The organism is Vreelandella sp. GE22, assembly GCF_968212445.1.
Map to the genome: position 1 here is coordinate 2,146,208 of NZ_OZ309110.1, position 18,861 is coordinate 2,165,068.

16 protein-coding genes are annotated in these 18,861 nt (G+C 61.6%); 5 read left to right on the forward strand and 11 right to left on the reverse strand.

What is annotated here, in order from left to right; translation table 11 throughout:
* Positions 1-15 precede the first annotated feature (15 nt).
* Together gatA and gatB are read left to right on the forward strand one after the other, a co-directional pair.
* On the forward strand, positions 16-1,476 hold the full coding sequence (gatA, locus tag ACWHRL_RS10290) for an Asp-tRNA(Asn)/Glu-tRNA(Gln) amidotransferase subunit GatA (protein ID WP_447893560.1): 1,461 nt from the start codon (positions 16-18) through the stop codon (positions 1,474-1,476).
* The gene (gatB, locus tag ACWHRL_RS10295; protein ID WP_447893561.1) at positions 1,476-2,930 is read left to right on the forward strand and encodes an Asp-tRNA(Asn)/Glu-tRNA(Gln) amidotransferase subunit GatB; all 1,455 of its coding nucleotides are present in this window, start codon (positions 1,476-1,478) and stop codon (positions 2,928-2,930) included. Before gatA ends, gatB begins: the two co-directional genes overlap by 1 nt.
* 69 nt (positions 2,931-2,999) lie before the next feature.
* Here gatB and sixA read toward each other — a convergent pair whose 3' ends face one another.
* From sixA to ACWHRL_RS10315, 4 genes are all read right to left on the reverse strand, one after another.
* Positions 3,000-3,476 (reverse strand): phosphohistidine phosphatase SixA, encoded by a 477-nt coding sequence (sixA, locus tag ACWHRL_RS10300; RefSeq protein ID WP_447893562.1) that lies wholly within the window; start codon positions 3,474-3,476, stop codon positions 3,000-3,002.
* Complete coding sequence (locus ACWHRL_RS10305) at positions 3,463-4,536, reverse strand: NAD(P)H-dependent glycerol-3-phosphate dehydrogenase (protein ID WP_447529068.1); 1,074 nt, start codon at positions 4,534-4,536, stop codon at positions 3,463-3,465. The genes sixA and ACWHRL_RS10305 overlap by 14 nt, the downstream gene beginning before the upstream one ends.
* Before the next feature lie 134 nt (positions 4,537-4,670).
* Positions 4,671-6,575: a molecular chaperone HtpG gene (gene htpG, locus ACWHRL_RS10310; RefSeq protein ID WP_447893563.1), complete on the reverse strand. Its 1,905-nt coding sequence runs from the start codon at positions 6,573-6,575 to the stop codon at positions 4,671-4,673.
* A gap of 95 nt (positions 6,576-6,670) precedes the next feature.
* Complete coding sequence (locus ACWHRL_RS10315; RefSeq protein WP_447893564.1) at positions 6,671-7,006, reverse strand: YkvA family protein; 336 nt, start codon at positions 7,004-7,006, stop codon at positions 6,671-6,673.
* Positions 7,007-7,152: 146 nt separating this feature from the next.
* Between ACWHRL_RS10315 and ACWHRL_RS10320 the strand changes: the two genes are divergently transcribed.
* Positions 7,153-9,108, forward strand: a complete 1,956-nt coding sequence (locus ACWHRL_RS10320) for a transglycosylase SLT domain-containing protein (RefSeq protein WP_447893565.1) — start codon at positions 7,153-7,155, stop codon at positions 9,106-9,108.
* A gap of 34 nt (positions 9,109-9,142) precedes the next feature.
* On the opposite strand, the gene ACWHRL_RS10325 is transcribed toward ACWHRL_RS10320, so the two are convergent.
* Positions 9,143-9,799, reverse strand: coding sequence for a LysE family translocator (locus ACWHRL_RS10325; protein ID WP_447893566.1), 657 nt, complete (start codon positions 9,797-9,799; stop codon positions 9,143-9,145).
* Between the two features lie 134 nt (positions 9,800-9,933).
* Between ACWHRL_RS10325 and ACWHRL_RS10330 the strand changes: the two genes are divergently transcribed.
* Entirely contained in the window at positions 9,934-10,137 is a 204-nt protein-coding gene (locus tag ACWHRL_RS10330) for a cold-shock protein (protein WP_447529073.1), read from the forward strand.
* 123 nt (positions 10,138-10,260) lie between these two features.
* Here the strand turns inward: ACWHRL_RS10330 and ACWHRL_RS10335 are convergent, their stop codons facing one another.
* The 4 genes from ACWHRL_RS10335 to ACWHRL_RS10350 all read right to left on the reverse strand — a co-directional run bounded on the left by ACWHRL_RS10335 (position 10,261) and on the right by ACWHRL_RS10350 (position 15,506).
* Positions 10,261-11,202, reverse strand: coding sequence for a hypothetical protein (locus tag ACWHRL_RS10335; RefSeq protein ID WP_447893567.1), 942 nt, complete (start codon positions 11,200-11,202; stop codon positions 10,261-10,263).
* 79 nt (positions 11,203-11,281) lie between these two features.
* The gene (yegS, locus tag ACWHRL_RS10340; RefSeq protein ID WP_447893568.1) at positions 11,282-12,241 is read right to left on the reverse strand and encodes a lipid kinase YegS; all 960 of its coding nucleotides are present in this window, start codon (positions 12,239-12,241) and stop codon (positions 11,282-11,284) included.
* 33 nt (positions 12,242-12,274) lie between these two features.
* Positions 12,275-14,902, reverse strand: coding sequence for an aminopeptidase N (pepN, locus tag ACWHRL_RS10345; protein WP_447893569.1), 2,628 nt, complete (start codon positions 14,900-14,902; stop codon positions 12,275-12,277).
* Positions 14,903-15,020: 118 nt separating this feature from the next.
* Positions 15,021-15,506 carry a YajQ family cyclic di-GMP-binding protein gene (locus tag ACWHRL_RS10350; RefSeq protein ID WP_447893570.1) on the reverse strand — a complete coding sequence of 162 codons (486 nt, stop codon included), beginning with the start codon at positions 15,504-15,506 and terminating at the stop codon, positions 15,021-15,023.
* 143 nt (positions 15,507-15,649) lie between these two features.
* Between ACWHRL_RS10350 and cobO the strand changes: the two genes are divergently transcribed.
* Positions 15,650-16,249: a cob(I)yrinic acid a,c-diamide adenosyltransferase gene (gene cobO, locus ACWHRL_RS10355; protein ID WP_447893571.1), complete on the forward strand. Its 600-nt coding sequence runs from the start codon at positions 15,650-15,652 to the stop codon at positions 16,247-16,249.
* Positions 16,250-16,314: 65 nt separating this feature from the next.
* On the opposite strand, the gene ACWHRL_RS10360 is transcribed toward cobO, so the two are convergent.
* Positions 16,315-17,610: an adenylosuccinate synthase gene (locus tag ACWHRL_RS10360; RefSeq protein ID WP_447893572.1), complete on the reverse strand. Its 1,296-nt coding sequence runs from the start codon at positions 17,608-17,610 to the stop codon at positions 16,315-16,317.
* The gene (locus ACWHRL_RS10365) at positions 17,610-18,803 is read right to left on the reverse strand and encodes an ATP phosphoribosyltransferase regulatory subunit (RefSeq protein ID WP_447893573.1); all 1,194 of its coding nucleotides are present in this window, start codon (positions 18,801-18,803) and stop codon (positions 17,610-17,612) included. The genes ACWHRL_RS10360 and ACWHRL_RS10365 overlap by 1 nt, the downstream gene beginning before the upstream one ends.
* Between the last annotated feature and the right edge of the window lie 58 nt (positions 18,804-18,861).

Here is an 18,861-nt window from a genome sequence, read left to right on the forward strand (position 1 = left end):
CGGAGCTTTTGGGTCATGCATAATCAAACCGTAACCCAGCTGGCCGCTGCCTTGAAAAGTGGCGAGCTCTCGAGTCGTGAACTCACCGCCCACTATCTACAGCGGATCGAGAAAATCGACGGCAAGCTCAATAGCTTTATCAGCGTGACCGGTGAGCAGGCGCTCAATAACGCCGAAGCCGCCGACAAGACCCGCGCCGACGGCGGCGGCCACGCGCTGACCGGCGTACCGCTGGCCCTAAAAGATATTTTCTGCACCAAGGGCGTGAAGACCAGCTGCGGCTCCAAAATGCTGGACAACTTCGTCGCCCCTTATGATGCCACCGTGGTAGAGAAGCTCAACGCCGCGGGCAGCATAAGCCTTGGCAAGACCAACATGGACGAGTTCGCCATGGGCTCCTCCAATGAAAACAGCCACTTTGGGCCGGTCAAAAACCCCTGGGATTTGAACGCGGTGCCCGGCGGAAGCTCCGGCGGAAGTGCCGCGGCAGTCGCCGCGGGCCTGGTACCCGCCGCACTGGGCACCGATACCGGTGGCTCGATTCGCCAGCCCGCCGCGTTTTGCGGCATTACGGGCTTGAAGCCGACCTATGGGCGCGTTTCGCGCTACGGGATGATCGCCTACGCCTCGAGCCTCGACCAGGCGGGCCCCATGGCCCGCTCGGCTTCTGATTGCGCGCATCTAATGAACGTGATCGCCGGCCACGACGTACGCGACTCCACCAGCGCTACCCGCGGCGTGCCCGACTACCTCGAGCAGTTGGACGCCCCGCTCTCCGGGCTCAAGATCGGTCTGCCGAAGGAGTACTTCGGCGACGGCCTGGACAGCGACGTCGAACAGGCGGTACGCGAAGCGGTCAAGGTATACGAGTCGCTGGGGGCGACCGTGCGCGAAGTGAGCCTGCCGCATACCCACTACGCCATTCCGGCCTACTACGTCATCGCCCCGGCGGAAGCCTCGTCGAACCTTTCCCGCTTTGACGGCGTGCGTTTTGGCCACCGCTGTAAAGACCCGAAAGATTTGATCGATCTCTACACGCGTACCCGCGAGGAAGGCTTCGGCGAAGAGGTGAAGCGGCGCATTCTGATCGGCACGCACACCCTGTCTGAGGGCTTTTTCGACGCCTACTACATCAAGGCACAGAAAGTGCGCCGCCTGATCCGCCAGGACTTTTTGGACGCCTTCGAGGACGTCGACGTGCTGATGGGCCCGGCCGCGCCCACCACCGCCTTCGACATTGGCGCCAAGAAGGACCCGGTGTCGATGTATCTGCAGGATATCTACACCATCGCCGTAAATCTTGCCGGCATTCCGGGCATGAGCGTGCCCGCGGGCTTCGTGAACGGCCGCCCGGTGGGCCTGCAGATTCTGGGCACCCACTTTGCCGAGGCGCAGCTTCTCAACGTGGCGCACAAGTTCCAGCAGGCCACCGACTGGCATCTTCACCTTCCCGCACTCGCCGAGGAGAACGCCTAATGCAATGGGAAACGGTAATTGGGCTCGAGGTTCACGTTCAGCTCGCCACGCGCTCCAAGATCTTTTCGGGTGCTTCGACCTCGTTTGGCAGTGAACCCAACACCCAGGCAAGCGCGGTAGATCTTGGCCTACCGGGAAGCCTTCCGGTGCTCAACGAGCAGGCCGTGGCAATGGCGGTTCAGTTTGGCCTGGCGGTCCACGCCGAGATCCCCGAAGTCTCGGTGTTCGATCGCAAGAACTACTTCTACCCGGATCTTCCCAAGGGCTACCAAACCAGCCAGATGTATCACCCCATCGTGGGCCCGGGCGAGGTCGAAGTCACCCTGGACGAGGATCTAACCAAACGCATCCGCATCCACCACGCGCACCTGGAAGAGGACGCGGGTAAGTCGCTGCACGAAGACTTCCAGGGGATGACCGGCATCGATCTCAACCGCGCGGGCACGCCGCTTCTGGAGATCGTCTCCGAGCCGGACATGCGCAGCGCCAAAGAGGCCGCCGCTTACCTGAAGGCGATCCACTCGATCGTCACGTACCTGGGGATTTCCGACGGCAACATGGCGGAAGGCTCGATGCGCTGCGACGTCAACGTCTCCGTGCGCCCCAAGGGCCAGGAGGCGTTTGGCACCCGCGCCGAGATCAAGAACGTCAACTCCTTTCGCTTCGTCGAGCGTGCGATCGCCTTCGAGGTCGAGCGCCAGATCGAGCTGATCGAAGACGGCGGCACGGTGGTGCAAGAAACCCGCCTGTTTGACCCGGAGCGCGACGAGACGCGCAGCATGCGCACCAAGGAAGAGGCCAACGACTACCGCTACTTCCCCTGCCCGGATTTGTTGCCGGTGGTGCTCGACCAGGCCTACCTGGACCACCTGAAAAGCCAGCTGCCGGAGCTTCCCGCCGACAAGCGCGCGCGTTTTCAAACCGAGCTAGGGCTTTCGGCTTATGATGCCCACGTGCTTTCGGCGAGCCGCGAAATGGCCGAGTTCTTCGAGGAAGTCCATCGCGTTTGTGGGGACGCCAAGCAGGCCGCCAACTGGGTACAGGGCGAGCTCTCCGGCGCCTTGAACCGCGAGAATCTGAGCGTTCACCAAAGCCCGGTATCCGCCCAGCAGCTCGGTCAGCTGATCGGTCGCGTGGTCGATGGCACGATCAACGGCAAGGCCGCCAAGGAGGTCTTCCAGGCGCTTTGGAACGGCCAGGGCCGCGATGCCGACGAGGTGATCGAGGCCAAGGGTTTGAAGCAGGTGACCGACACCGGCGCCATCGAGACGATGATCGACCAGGTGATCGCAGAGAACCCGGCCCAGGTCGCCCAGTACCGTGACGCCGAACCGGAAAAGCGCGGCAAGATGATCGGCTACTTCGTGGGCCAGGTGATGAAAGCCTCCCGCGGCACCGCCAATCCGCAGCAGGTCAACGGCTTGCTCAAGGAAAAGCTCGACGCGCTGCTTTAAACCTGGCGCTCGCGCATTCAGAAACGGCGGCCCCTGGCCGCCGTTTCTTTTTATGGTGCCTGAAAAAAGCTAGAGCTGGCGGGGTTCGGTAAAGCGAACGAGCCTTGCGCAGCCCGCTGCCCAGACATCGGCCTCGAGCTCAGCGATGGCCGCGGTGGGAAAGCCGAGCTCTTGGCTTTGCGGGCCTTCGACGAGCCGCCCGCACAGCGCGCCGACCAGCGGCATGTGGCTAACCAACATGAGCGTCTCGCCCTCCGGCCGGGCCAGCAGCCAATCGTTGACCTTCGCCGGCGAGTCGTCCGGGGTAATGCCTTCAAGCGTCGTCACCGACACACCGAGTGCGTCACCCACTGCGCGGGCGGTTTGCTGGGCGCGAACGAAGGGACTTGCGTAAAGCACGACCGGCCCGAGCTTACGGGTTTCGAGAAAGCGCGCCATGCGCGCGGCCTCGGCTTCGCCGTTTTGGGTCAGCCTGCGCTCGCAGTCGACCCGCCCGGGGCCCGCCTCGCCGTGGCGCATGATTAAAAGTCGGCTACTCGCGGTCATTCAAATCCCCTGTCTCATTGTGCGCTTGCTGGACGGTCTCCCTGGGTAACACGAACTCTACGTCGCTGCTGTGTTCGCCCATCATCAGCGTGCTCGCCATTTCCTTGGCGGCCACGCCTTCGAACAGCACCCGATAGAGCCCCTCGGCCAGCGGCATGTAGACCCCCATCTCCCGTGCTCGGTCGCACACGATGGGAACGGTGTTGACGCCTTCCGCCACCTGGCCCAACGCATCGACGGCCTCGTCGAGCGTGCGCCCCTCACCCATGGCAAACCCCACGCGGTAGTTGCGCGAAAGCCTCGATGAGCAGGTGACGATCAGATCCCCCACCCCGGCCAGGCCCAGAAAGGTCATCGGATTGGCGCCCTGGGCCACGGCGAAGCGGCCCATTTCCGCCAGCGCCCGGGTCATCAGCATACTGCGGGTGTTTTCGCCCATGCCCAGCGCCGCCGCCATCCCGGCGATGATGGCGTAGATGTTTTTAAGCACCCCGCCAAGCTCCACGCCGTGGCGGTCGTTGCTGGCATAGACGCGAAAATAGCCACACCCCAACGCCTGCTGCACCCGGGTACGGGTCAGCGGGTCCGCGCTTGCGATCACCGTGGCGGTGAGCTGCTTATCGGCGATTTCCGAGGCCAGATTGGGCCCGGCGATCACGCCGATATGCTCAAAGCCGGTCTCCTGCTCGAGCACCTGGCTCATTAGCAAAAAGCCCTCTTGCTCGATGCCCTTGGTGGTGCTGACGAGTATCTGCTCCGCGGTGAGCCAGGGCCTGGCCTGACGCACCACCTGGCGAAACGCCTTGGAGGGAATGGCGACCAGCACCAGCGCCGCACCTTCGACCACCGCGCGAATATCCGTGGAGGCCTCGACTGCTGCGTTGATCGCGTAATCGGGCAGGTAGCGCCCGTTGCGGTGCTCCTGATTGATTTGCGCAACCAGCGCCTCGTCGCGCATCCATTGGCACACCTGGGCGCCGTTATCGGCGGCGATACTGGCAAGGGCCGTGCCGAAACTTCCGCCGCCCAGCACCGCCACCTTGATCTGCTCCAAAGCCATGACGTTGTCCTACTCCCTAAACGATACGTCTACTTTATCACTAATAGCGCGGCGCTTGAGCGCCCTCGATATCTATTCAAACCACAAACAAATCGGCCCGCCAAAAAGGCGGGCCGAAGGTCTACGCGTCTGATTTACGCGGTCAGTACGCTGTTCAAACGTTTGACGTAGGCCGCCGGGTCATCGAGATGGCCGCCTTCGGCGATGATCGCCTGATCCAGCAGGATGTGCGCCAGTTGGCTGAACTGTTCGCCGTCGGCGCCTTCAAGGCGCGCCACCAGGGCGTGATCCGGGTTGAGCTCAAGAATCGGTTTGACCTCGGGCATCGGCTGGCCCGCGGCTTCCATGATGCGGCGCATCTGGTAGCCCATTTCGTGCTCGGGCAGCACCACGCAGGCCGGCGAATCGGTCAGACGGTGCGTGATCTTCACCTCCTGCACGCCTTCGCTCAGCGCCTCTTTCACGCGCTGGACCAGCTCTTCCTTGGACTTGGCCGTCTCTTCCTGAGCTTTCTTTTCCTCTTCGTCTTCGACCTCGCCCAGGTCAAGCTCCCCCTTGGCCACGTCGGCGAAGGAGTAGCCGTTGAACTCGGTCAGATGGCTCATCAGCCACTCGTCGATACGATCAGAAAGCAGCAGCACTTCGATGCCTTTCTTGCGGAAGATCTCCAAGTGCGGGCTGTTTTTCGCCGCATTGAAGCTATCCGCTACCACGTAGTAGATCTTCTTCTGGCCCTCTTTCATCCGCTCGATGTAGCCGGCCAGCGCGTTTTCCTGAGCGGCGGTATCGGTGTGGGTCGAGGCGAAGCGCAGCAGTTCGGCAATCTTTTCGCGGTTGGCGGCGTCCTCGCCCGGGCCTTCTTTCAACACGCTGCCGAAGGTGTTCCAGAACGTCTGATACTGTTCGTCGTCCTTGGCGAGCTTTTTGAGCATGTCCAGCGCACGCTTGGTCAGCGCCCCTTTGATCTTCTCGACCTTGGGGTCCTGCTGAAGAATTTCCCGCGACACGTTGAGCGACAAGTCGCGGGTATCCAGCACGCCCTTGATGAAGCGCAAGTAAAGCGGCAAGAACTGCTCGGCGTCGTCCATGATGAACACGCGCTGAACGTAAAGCTTCACGCCGCGGGCGCCGTCGCGCTCGAACATGTCGAAGGGCGCGCGGCCGGGCACGTATAGAAGGCTGGTGTACTCGAGCTTGCCTTCGACCTTGTTGTGGCTCCAGGTCAAGGGGTCGCTGAAGTCGTGGGCGACGTGCTTGTAGAACGCCTTGTACTCGTCGTCACTCACCTCGCTTTTCGGGCGAACCCAAAGTGCGGTGGCTTCGTTGATGGTTTCCCAAGTCGTGACTTCGCTGCCTTCGATCTCGTTGCCTTCGTCATCCTTGGCGGTCTCGGTCTTCGGCATGCGCACCGGCACTTCGATGTGATCCGAGTATTTGCGCACCAGGCCCTGCAAGCGATGATCGTCGGCGTACTCCTTGGCATCGTCTTTCAGATGCAGGGTGATTTCGGTGCCGTGCTTATCGAGCTCGATATCGGCGACGCTGAACTCGCCCTCGCCTTTCGAGCGCCACTCGACGCCTTCACCGGCGTCCGCGCCCGCCTTACGGGTGCGCACGACGACTTCGTCGGCCACGATAAAGCCAGAGTAAAAGCCGACACCGAACTGACCGATCAGTTTGGCGTCTTTTTGCTGCTCGCCGGAGAGCTGCTGCAAAAACTCGGAGGTGCCGGAGCGGGCGATGGTGCCCAGGTTCGAAATCACGTCTTCGCGATTCATGCCAATACCGTTGTCGCGTAGCGTCACGGTGTTGGCCGCGGCGTCGTGCTCGATCTCGATACGCAGGTCGCTGTCGTTTTCATACAGCGCGTCGTTGTCGAGTGCGGCGTAGCGCAGCTTGTCACAGGCATCCGCGGCGTTGGAAATCAGCTCGCGGAGAAAAATCTCCCGGTTCGAATACAGGGAGTTGATCATCAGGTTAAGAAGCTGTTTGACTTCCGTTTGAAAACCAAGTGTTTCTTCGTGGGTTGCCGTACTCATGCGTAGCCCTCAATTGCCTATCACTGCATTACCAATGCGCGTTAGTTCGCGCGAAGCGTCGTGTGAAGGTCAATATGGGGCTAGTGCGAGTAATTTCAAGAAGCTGAAGACGGCGAATCCGGTGTTTCGAGCTCACCGTACTTCCAAACCCGGTAGCCGGCCAGGCGCCGGTCGATACGGTCCAGCAGCCAACCGATGATAAGCGCATCATCGACGAGGCCGAGAATGAAGATAAAATCGGGGATCAGATCGAAGGGCATGATCAGATAGCCAAGGGCCAGCGCCATCATGCCAAAGGCCGACCAGGGCACCGGGCGAAACCGCCCGCTGAGCACATCCCGGGTCATCGGAAAAAAGAGCTTCAACGCGCGCAGGATCCGTTTGAACGCCCATACGCGGCCTTTCAAACGTGACAGCCACCACCATTTCATCCATCGCGCCATTAGGACCCACCCTGGTTGAGATTCTCGTTCAATGCATCGGGCAAAGGGATTGAATGAGCACCGTTTGCCGTTATAGTCCACTATAGACGGTCAACCCCCTAGCAGTCAGCGTCATACGTTAAAGAGAGGAAGCCATGCCGGTTACGCGATCTCGTTTTCGCCTCAAAGCGCTATGCGCCGCGGCGCTCATCGGCCTAGCCACGAGCGCCACGGCGGCCACGGACACCCAAATGCGCGAGGCGCTGGAAGCTGCCCGCGACCAGCAGTGGCAGCGCATCGACGAACGCGCCCTTGCCGGTCATGTCTTGAGCGGTTACGTCGAGTATCACCGCCTACGCGGTAGGCTACCCAACGTACCCGCCCATGAGGTGCAGGCGTTCATTCAGCGCAACGCCGATTCGCCGCTTTCGGAGTGGATGCGTGGCCAGGCGATTGCCAACTACGGCTACGCCGGACGCTACGCGGATCTATTGAGCGTCGCCGACGGCGAACCCACCGGCGCCGCCCGCCAGTGCTATTACTATAGCGCCCTGATGGAGCGCGCACCGAGCGAGGCACGCGCCGCGGGGCTGGATCTATGGCTGACCGGAAGCTCCCAGCCCAACGCCTGCGATAACCTGTTTAACCGGCTGCGCGCCGATAACACCATCGACGACCGCGCCGTATGGCAGCGCAAGATGCTTGCCTGGCAGGCCGGCGAAACCGGCCTCGATAGCTACCTGGATGGGCTTTTGAGCGGCCAATGGCAGACCGCCATGGACACCGTCGACTCGGTCGACCGCAACCCGCAGATGATCACCCAAGCCTCCGCCTGCCTGGGGCCCGAGTGCGCGGCGAGCGCGCCCTTTTATCAAGCGGCGATGCAGCGCTATACCCGAGACAACACTGCGGCAGCGCTGAACGCCTGGCAAGGCCTTGCCCCCAGGCTTTCGCTCACCCAGGATGAGCGCCGCGTCATCGAAGAGGAGCTCGCCTTTTACGCGCTGGTGCGCAGCGTGCCGGGTTCGCTCACCTGGGTGGATAGCGTACTACCGGGACTTGAAAGCGAGCGGGTGCTGGAGCTACGCGTACGCCGGGGTTTGGAGGAACGCCAGTGGCAGGACGTGATGCACTGGGTCGCCCAGATGCCGCCGAGCCAGCAGGAAAACAGCCGCTGGCAGTACTGGCTGGCCCGCGCCAACGAGCAACTCGGCAATCACGACGCCGCCGAGGCGCGCTATCGTGAGGCGGCACTGGATCGCAGTTTCTACGGCTTCGCCGCCGCGGAGAAACTAGGCGTGCCCTACCGGTTGAACAACGAGCGTAGCCATTTCGACGATATCTCCCGCGAGCGTACCGCGAGCCTTCCGGTGGTGCAGCGCACCGAGGCGCTGATGCGCATTGGTGAAGACGGCCTGGCCAACAGCGAGTGGCTGCACGCGGCGCGTAACGCCCCACCCGAACAGGCCCGCGCCCTGGCCGATTATGCCGCCCAGCGTCAGTGGCACGCGCTGTTGGTACAAACCACCATTGCCGCCGAAATGTGGGACGCGCTGGACTGGCGCTTTCCGCCCGCCTTCCGGGAAAGTTTCATGCGCTGGGGCAATCAAACCGGGGTCGACCCGTATCTGTTGATGGCGATTACCCGCCGCGAAAGCGCCTATAACCCGGTCGCACTTTCGCCCGCCGGTGCGCGGGGCCTGATGCAGCTAATGCCGGGCACCGCCGCTCTGGTTAGTCGCCAGCTCGGTCTGAGCGACCCCGGCCCGTATGGCGTGCTGGACCCGGAAACCAACATCCGCCTGGGCAGCACATATCTTCGCGACAAGCTCAACCGTTACCAGGGCAACCGGCTGGCGGCCACCGCGGCCTACAACGCGGGCCCCGGCCGGGTCGATCAGTGGCTAGGTAACGGCAGCGGCGTGGAGTCCTTCGATCTATTCGTGGAGAGCATTCCGTTTCGCGAAACCCGTGACTACGTGCAAGCGGTGCTTAGCTACCGGGTGATTTTCGAAAGCCTGGACCAGGGCGGTGACAGCCAAGGCGTGACGCTGCTGACCGACAACGAACAGCAGGTACGCTACGACCGCGCGCTGCTGGCGCTTCGTTAAACGTTGGCGCTTAGTTAAACATGGTAGCGCCCGGTCAGACCGGGCGCTGCTCGAGGGCCAGACGCACGCCAAACACCACCAGCACTGCCCCGGTGGTGGCGTTCAACACCCGCGCAAAACGCGCGCTTGCCAAAAACCGGCTCGCGCCCCCCACCATCAAAACCACGCCTATCTGCCATACGTTGGCAATCGCAAAGTGCACCCCGGCAAGCCACAGCGACTTCAAAAGCGCCGGGTCCGTGGGTGCGATGAACTGCGGCAGAAACGCCATATAAAACACTACCGTTTTGGGGTTCAATACGTTGGATAAAAGCCCTTCCTTGGCCGGCTGATAAAGGCCGACCGGCGAGCGGGCCTGGTCGAACCCACCCACCGGCAGCGCCGCACCGCGTTTGGCGGCCAGCAGACTGCTGATGCCGAGCCAGACCAGGTACCCCGCACCGGCAAACTTTAAAAGCGTGAAGGCGAAGGCGGACTGCAGAAGGATCAAGGAGATGCCCAGCGCCGAGACCGTCGCATGCACGAACAGCCCGCAGCAGATCGCGATACTGGTGACGACGCCATCGCGCACCCCGCCCCGGGCGGTGTTGCGAATGACCAGCAGGGTGTCCACGCCCGGGCTTACGGTCAGCAGCGTAATCGCCACCACGAAGGGAATGAACTGGGCATCAAACAGAGTGAGTTGGCTCATGGGGCAGCGCTCGTCGCATTGAAAAGAAACCTGAAACCGCCACTGGACGATCACTTTTTTTACTTCTACAGTGAATTTTGTGGGCCCGCAAGGCGGCACCCACGTATTACTTAAGAACGTTAAGGAAACGAAAGATGGCAACTGGTACCGTCAAGTGGTTCAACGACACCAAAGGTTATGGCTTCATCTCACCGGATGACGGCGGCGATGACCTTTTTGCGCATTTCTCTGAAATTCAGGCTGAAGGCTTCAAGTCCTTGCAGGATGGACAGAAAGTCACTTTCGAAGTCACGCAAGGTAAAAAAGGCCTTCAGGCTTCCAACATTCGCGCCTCCTAAGTACCGTTTTAAATAGAATACTGTTTTAAACAACGTATTGTTTTAAACAAGGTACTGCTCGTAGCACCGAGCACCGCGCGAAACAAAAGGCCCGCTTTTGCGGGCCTTTTTATTGTCCAAACGTTACTGTGCCGCGTTGAGGCTATCCAGATCGCGCTCGTCTTCGATCTGCTCGCTACCTTCTTGCTCATCGCCGGCCTCGACATCGCCAGGGGCGCGTTCATCGTCGCCGCTCGCGTCGTCGCGGTTTGAATCGGTGGTGGACGCGTTTTCTGACGCCTCGCCGCTGTCGCTGTCCGTCGGCTGCTCGCCGTCGGTTTGCCGCACACCGGCCTCTTCACCGCTAGCACCCTGCTCGTCGCGCCGAGTAAAATTACTTTCAGTGGCCGTTGCGCTACGCTCGCGCTCGATCTCTTCGAACTGCTCGTTCAAGCGCTGCTGCGCCTCTTCGAAACGCCGCTCGGTATCTTCGATCAGGGCATCGACATCCGTCGCTTCCAGGTCGTCTTCGAGACGCTCCCGCTCCGGGATGCTGCTCTCGACTTCCCACTCCTCGGAGAAGCTTTCGCTCTCCATGGGTTCGAGCTCAGGGGTTTGGTTCTCCACTTCCTGGAACTGTTGCTCGAGCTGGCGCTGGGCCTCTTCAAAACGGCGCTCGGTTTCGGCAATGACATCGTCGACGTCGGAGCGCGTCGTCTCGCCGGGCATGGCGCTCTCTTCATCGAGGGCTTCATCCGGGTCGGCGGCCAGTGTCTCTTCGCCAGCCTGGACCTCTTCACCCACCGTGGCTGTCGACTCTTCGCCCTGGGCGTCCAGGGCCTCGGCCCGCTCGAGTTCTTCAGCGGCCTGGCGCGACTCGACCTCATCCTCCATCTCTTCCGGGTCCGGCATATTGGCGGCATTTTCCGCCGCTTGGGGGGCCTCTTCGTTTTGTACCGCCTCATCCTCGGACACCGAGCTTGCGGAGTCATCCGGCTCGACAGTGGGCTCTTCCTGAGACTCGCCGCAGGCGCTCAATAAAAGCGCCAGACTTGCCAATAGCGGTATCCATAAACGATTTCCCATCGGGTTACTCTCCTTTGGTGGCCATTCGCCATGGCACTACGTTGACCATGGCGTTATTCATTGATGACGGCAGTATAAATCAGTGCGGGTCGTTGGCGGACAACAGCGTACAACCTTCCGGTAGCAGTACACTCAGCGCAAGCGGCACGACCTCGGCGGTAAAGCGCTCGTGTCGGCGCGCCTCCCCGTCCAGGGTCAAAGGCCAGGGCTCGTCCTCCCCCCGGGTGGTCACCATGAACCGGGTCGCGGTAAAGTAGCGCACGAAACGGCCCTCCGCGGGAAAGTTCTGCAGCTCGCCAATCAAGGTGGGCAGCTCCCACACCGAGGAGAAGTCTTTGACCAGCAGTACGTCGAGACGGCCATCGTCGAGCTTGGCCCGGGGGGCGAGCACTTGGCCGCCGCCGGACTGGCGCCCATTACCCAGCGCCAGCAGCAATAGCGCTTCGCTGCGCTTTTGCTCCTGCCAATGCAGCGTCCCTTTATAGCTTTGATGCCGCCACGCCTTCAAGGCACCCATCAGCGAGTATGCGCCGCCCCCCAGCATGCGTTTGAGCATCTTGGGTGTGGTCGAAGTGATCTCGGCACCGAAACCACCGGTGGTCATGTTGACGTAGTAGCTGATCGACTCCTCGCCTTCGGTCTCGGCACTCATGCGCACCACGTCGATCGGGTAAGCGCTGTAGCCAAGCGCCGCCTCCAATGCGGGCTGGGGCTCCAACGGAAGCCCCACGGAGACCGCGAAATCGTTGGCACTACCCATGGGCACGATACCCAACGCCGGACGCTGGTCGTGGGCTGCGCGCATCAGCCCGTTGACCACTTCGTTGACCGTGCCGTCGCCGCCACAGGCAATCACGTGGGTAATACCGTTGCCGGCAGCTTCAAAGGCGAATGTGGCAGCATCCCCCGCTTCCCAAGTGGCGCGGACTTCGATCTGCTTCCCTGCTTCGCGCTCGGCCATAACCGCCTCGCGCAACACCGGATCTCCAGCAGATTTACCGTTAATAATCAGTAAGTAACGCTTATCCGAATCTGTCACCGGCGTTTTCCTTTGCATGGTTGCTCCACACCCTCACGCCAACGCTTTTTCGACGACCTCGAAAACGTTGGAAGAGAGCGGCTCTTTGCTGATTCTTGTTAGCTCATCACGCATCAGCGCTTGGCGGGTTTCGTCGAAACGTTGCCAGCGCGTCAGCGGCGTGACCAGTCGTGAGGCGATTTCCGGGTTCAAGCGGTTGAGCTCGATCACCGCATCGGCCAGAAGCCTATAGCCCTGGCCATCCAGACGGTGGAAGTTGACCCGGTTTTGGGTAAACGCACCGATCAGCGCGCGCACCTTGTTGGGATTTTTCATCGAAAACGCCGGATGGTCCATCAAATACCGCACCCGCTCGAGCACATCGGGCTGCGGGCGCGTGACCTGCACCGTGAACCATTGATCCATGACCAGCGCGTCATGGGCCCACTTTTCACCAAAGGCCTTGAGCGCCGGCGCCGCCAAATCGTCGCGGTCGCTGTGTACCAGAAGCGTCAGCGCCTGGCGCACGTCGGTCATGTTGAGACCCGCCTCGAACTGCGCCTGGCAAAGCGCAATGCCCTTCTCGTCTTCGATCGACATCAAGTACGCAAGCGCGACGTTTTTGAGGCTGCGCGTGGCGATCTGATCAGGGCTTGGCGCGTAGGGCTCATCGAGCACGTTCGCTTCATAAGTGGCGATGAACTCATCGCGCAGCGCCACCGCCAGCGACTGGCGCATGAACTCGCGGGCCGAATGAATGGCATCGACATCGACGATGCGCTGCTGTTCGGCGATGTAGGCCTCGGTCGGCAGCGTCAGCATCTCGGCGAGCACCGCCTTGTCGTCCATTTCACCGGCCACCAGCGCTCTAAAGGCCTCGATGACTCGGCTGTCCATGACCTTTTCGACCCCGTTGCGGTGCGCGGCGATCAAATCGTCCAACGCCAGCATCGACAGGCGCTGGCCCGCATCCCAGCGGTTGAAGCCATCGCTGTCATGGGTCAACAAGAAAGCGAGATCCTCGCGGGAGTACGGGTAGTGAAGCGTGACCGGGGCCGAGAAGTTGCGCAAAAGCGACGGTACCGGGGCCTCGGCCACGTTGCTGAACACAAACGTCTGCTCGTTCTCGGTCAGGTGGACGACGCCTTCCTTGCCGAGCGACTCGCCGTCGAGGGTCAGGGTCAAATCCTGGCCGGACTTGGTGCCCACCAGCCCCATCAACACCGGAATGTGCAGCGGCTGCTTGTCGGTTTGGCCCGGCGTTGCCGGGGTACGTTGGCGAAGGGTCAGACGGTACTCGCCGTGAACGTAGTCGTACTCGCCAAACGCATCGATCTCCGGGGTACCCGCCTGGCCGTACCAGCGCATGAACTGGTCGAGATTCGCCCCGGACACCTCGGCCATGCAGCCAACGAAGTCCTCGATGGTGACCGCCTGGCCGTCGAAGCGCTCGAAGTACAGGTCCGCCCCCTGGCGAAAGGCCTCCTCGCCGATCAGGTTATAAAGCATACGCACGACTTCCGCGCCCTTCTCGTAAATGGTCAGGGTGTAGAAGTTGGTGATCTCGATGTAATGATCCGGGCGAACCGGGTGCGCGGTGGGCCCGGCGTCCTCGGCAAACTGCGCGGTACGGAAAAACGACACGTCCTGGATACGCTTGACCGGCGCCGAGTTGGTGTCCGCCGAGAAGCACTGGTCGCGAAAGACGGTGAAGCCCTCTTTCAGCGAGAGCTGAAACCAGTCGCGACAGGTGACGCGGTTACCCGACCAGTTATGGAAGTACTCATGGGCGACGATACCCTCGACGTTTTGGAAGGTGCCGTCCGTCGCGGTATCCGGGTGGGTCAGCACCGCGGCAGAGTTGAAGATATTGAGCCCCTTGTTCTCCATGGCGCCCATGTTGAAATCGCTCACCGCCACGATCATGAAAAGATCCAGATCGTACTCGCGCCCGTAGGTGGCTTCGTCCCAGGCCATCGACCGCTTGAGCGAGGCCATGGCGTGGTCGGTCTTGTCCAGATTCGCCTGTTCCACCCAGATTTCGAGGGTTACCTCACGCCCACTTAGGGTCGTAAAGTGATCCGTCACCTTTTGCAGGTCCCCCGCCACCAGCGCGAACAGGTAGCAGGGTTTGGGGTGCGGGTCTTCCCAGGTAGCGAAGTGGCGCCCGTCGATATCGCCCTTGTCGACCGGGTTGCCGTTGGCGAGCAGCACCGGCTCGCTGGTTTTATCGCCAATGACGGTGACCTTGAAGGTGGCCATGACGTCCGGGCGGTCCGGGTAGAAGGTAATACGGCGAAAGCCCTCGGCCTCGCACTGGGTGCAGTACATTCCGCTGGACTGGTAAAGCCCTTCCAGGGCGGTATTGCTCTGCGGGGCAATTTCGACCTCGCTTTCCAGACAAAAACGCGCCGGCACGTTCGCGATCGAAAGCGTCTTATCAGTCAGCACGTAGTCGCTCTCGGCCAGGGCGTTGGCGTCGATGGAAAGCGCGATGAGCTTTAGGTGTTCGCCGTCGAGCACCAGCGGCGCATCGCTTGAGACGTTTTCGTTGCGCTCGATAAAAAGGCGGGCTTTGACACGGGTGGCAGCGGGGTCAAGATCAAACGTTAGCTCAGTATGGGTAACGTTGTAATCGGGCGGCTGGTAGTCGCTTAAATAAACCGGCTGCGGGTCGGACATTGTGCGGGGCTCCTTTTTATCAAACACTTGCTTATCAAATATCGGGTTTATCAACACTCAGTATAGATGAGGCGCGCTTGTCGGGGCACCGCAAAGCGCCCCGACGAAACGCTATCTATCAGTCGCGAAAGTTATCGAACTGCAGAGGCAGATCCGGCCCCTCTTCGCTTCGCAAAAGCGCCATGACGCCCTGCAAATCGTCGCGCTTTTTACCGGTCACGCGCACTTTCTCCCCCTGGATCTGCGCCTGCACCTTCAGCTTGCTTGCCTTGATGCGCTTGACGATATCCTTGGTTTGGACAGCGTCGAGGCCCTGCTTCAGCGCGACGTCCTGGCGCGCTTTAACGCCGGAAAGCACCGGGTCCTTGATCTCCATGCAGCGCGCGTCGATGCCGCGGGCGATCAAGCGGGCGCGCAGCACGTCGAGCATTTGATTGAGCTGGAAATCCACGTCCGCCTCGAGGGCGACGGTCTCGCCTTCGAGGGTGAAGCTTGCATCGACGCCTTTGAAGTCAAAGCGCGAGGTGATTTCCCGATTGGCTTGATCCACCGCGTTGGTCGCTTCGTGGCGGTCGAATTCGGAGACGATATCAAATGAGGGCATGACGCTTTCCTTAACGAGACATAGCCTGCCATTCTAGAGCAGCCAAGCCCGGGTTGCGACATACAACCCCGATACACAACCCCGATACACAACCCTACCGTGTTCCATTACCCTAAACGCCACCCCCCAAGAAGGAAACGAGCATGAGCGATCGCGAGACGCGCCACAAGGCGTCGATGGAGAAACTCAAAAGCCGCGTGGATGAGAAAGTAGCCAACGCCGACGAGGAGCGGGGCTTGATTCTAATCAACACCGGCAACGGTAAAGGCAAGACGACCGCGGCCTGGGGCACGGTGACCCGCGCGCTGGGCTACGGCTACAAGGTGGGCGTGGTGCAATTCATCAAGGGACTTTGGGAGTGCGGCGAGCGCAACCGGCTCGAAGATGACACCAATCTCGAGGTCGCCATCATGGCCACTGGCTTCACCTGGGACACCCAAAACCGCGAAAGCGACACCCAGGCGTGTCTGGCCGTGTGGGAAGACGCCGAGCGCATGCTCGCCGACCCCGAGACGTATCTGGTCGTGCTCGACGAGATCACCTACATGCTGAAATTCGGCTATCTGGAGATCGATCGGGTGAAAACGGCGCTCGAGAATCGCCCACAGGAGCAGACGGTGATCATTACCGGGCGCAATGCCCACCGCGATCTGGTCGAGATGGCCGATACCGTCACTGAAATGCAGGAGACGCGCCACGCCTTCAATAACGGCCTGAAAGCCCGCCGCGGCATCGATTTTTGAACGTAAAACGCCGCCGGTAACCCGGCGGCGTTTTAAGCGCCAAGCGCCTGGTATTGCCCAACGGCTTATTCGTCGAAGGGGTTACGAAGTACGATGGTCTCGTTGCGGTCCGGGCCGGTCGAGATGATATCGATGCTGGTGCCGACCTGCTCTTCCAGATAGCTGATGTAAGCTCGGGCGTTGGTGGGAAGATCCTCGACCCTCTTGGCGCCCAGGGTCGACTCTTTCCAGCCCGGCAGATCGAAGTAGACCGGCTCGACGGCTTCGTAGCCTTCCGAGTCGACCGGGTTATCGAGCATTTCGCCATCCTTGCTACGATAGCCCACGCAGACGCGAATGTTCTCGAGCCCGTCGAGCACGTCGAGCTTGGTCAGGCAGATGCCGGTCACCGAGTTGATTTGCACCGCGTGACGCAGCGCGACGGCGTCGAACCAGCCACAGCGGCGCGCCCGGCCGGTGGTCGCACCGAACTCGTGACCTTTCTCCGCCAGGTGGCGGCCGTGATCATCGAAAAGCTCGGTGGGAAACGGCCCGGAGCCCACGCGAGTGGTGTAGGCCTTGGTGATACCCAGCACATAGTCCAGGTACAGCGGGCCAACGCCGGAACCGGTGGCCGTGCCGCCGGCGGTGGTGTTGGAGCTGGTCACGTAGGGGTAGGTGCCGTGGTCGATATCCAGAAGCGAGCCTTGAGCACCTTCGAACAGAATGTTCTCGTTGGCCTTACGCAGGTCGTGCACCTGGCTTACGGTATCGCTGACCATGGGCCGCAGCTCTTCCGCCATCTGCATGGCGCTATCCAGCACTTCCTGGAAATCTACCGCGGGCTCGCCGTGGTAGTTGACCAGCACGAAGTTATGATAGTCGAGCACTTCGCCCAGTTTGGAGGCGAAACGCTCGCGATGGAGCATATCGCCTAGGCGCAGGCCGCGGCGCGCGACCTTGTCCTCGTAAGCCGGACCGATGCCGCGGCCGGTGGTGCCGATCTTGGCGACACCGCGGGCCTTTTCCCGCGCCTGGTCCAGACGCACGTGGTAGGGCAGAATCAGCGGGCAAGCCGGCGAAAGGCGCAGACGCTCGCGCACGGGCACGCCCTTGTCTTCGAGCTCGCGGATCTCCTTGATCAGCGCTTCCGGAGAAAGCACCACGCCGTTACCGATGATGCAGGTCTTGCCCGGGCGCAAAACGCCGGAGGGAATCAGGTGGAGAACGGTTTTTTCGCCGTCGATCACCAGGGTGTGGCCCGCGTTATGGCCGCCTTGAAAGCGCACGACCGCCGCCGCCGACTCGGTGAGCAAGTCAACGATCTTACCCTTGCCTTCATCACCCCACTGGGTGCCCAGGACTACGACATTCTTACCCATTATGCACTCGTCTCTTGTGTCAGGGCCGTCGTCTGCCAACGGCCGTCGATAAACTCGAGGCGGCGATCACAATCGTGCTCCGCCGGTTCAGTACGCTGGCCGGGCAGCGCTTGAATCACGCGCTCGCCTTTTTGGCGTAGCGTGTCGATGGCCGCATCCAGGGTGGCGCTTTCCTGGGCCGGCGCCCAAATAGCGCCCGCGGCGGGGGCCGCCGCAGCAAGCGAGGCCAACTGCTTTAAATCCATGGAGAAGCCGGTGGCCGGGCGCGCCCGGCCAAAAGCGCGGCCGGTATCGTCGTAGCGCCCGCCCTTGGCCAGGGCGTGGCCGTAGCCGGGCACGTAGGCGGCAAACATGACACCGGTATGGTACTGATAGCCGCGAAGCTCCGCCAAATCGAAATAGAGCGAGACATCGAACTGCGCCAGCACCGTCTTGTTCAGCGCCTCTAACTGGTCCAGCGCGGCGATCACCGAGGCGGGGGCGCCGGCAAAGCGCTCGCGCGCCTGGCGCAAAATGTCCGCGCCGCCGTGCAGCTCGCCAAGTGCCAATAGCATATCGCCAAGCACCGGGTCGCTGACGCACTCGCTCACCCGGGCCTGGAGCTCGCCGGGCGATTTGAGCGCAAGGGCGTCGAACACCGCCGCTTCCTGGTCGGCGCTGAGCTCGGCCGCTTCGACCAGGCTACGAAAGATCCCGATATGGCCGAGCGCCAGGTGAAGCTCCTGGGCACCGGCGGCGCTAAGGCTTGCCAGAGCAAGGCGGATGATTTCGCTGTCGGCCTCGAGGCCAGCGTGGCCGAAGAGCTCGACGCCGACCTGAACCGGGCTTCGCCCGCCCTGGTGCTGGTCGGCCTTGGCGCGCAAAACGTTGGTGCAGTAACAAAGGCGAACCGGCCCCTGGCGTTTGAGCGAGTGGGCGTCCATGCGCGCCACCTGAGGGGTAACGTCGGCGGAGGCCCCCATCATGCGGCCCGTTAGCTGATCGGTCAGCTTGAAGGTTTGCAGATCGAGCTCGGTACCGGTACCGGTTAAAAGCGAGTCCAGAAACTCGACGGGGGGCGGCATGACTTGGTCGTACCCCCAAACGTAATAGAGATCCAGCAGCGCACGGCGCAGCTCTTCCATACGGCTTGCCTGAGGCGGGAGCACCTCATCCATGCCGTCGGGCAGCAGCCAGCGGTCAGCGATGGTCATGTGAACAATCCTGCAAGACGATGAAGGCCCAGGCCGCGATGAAGCCGTTGTTGACAAC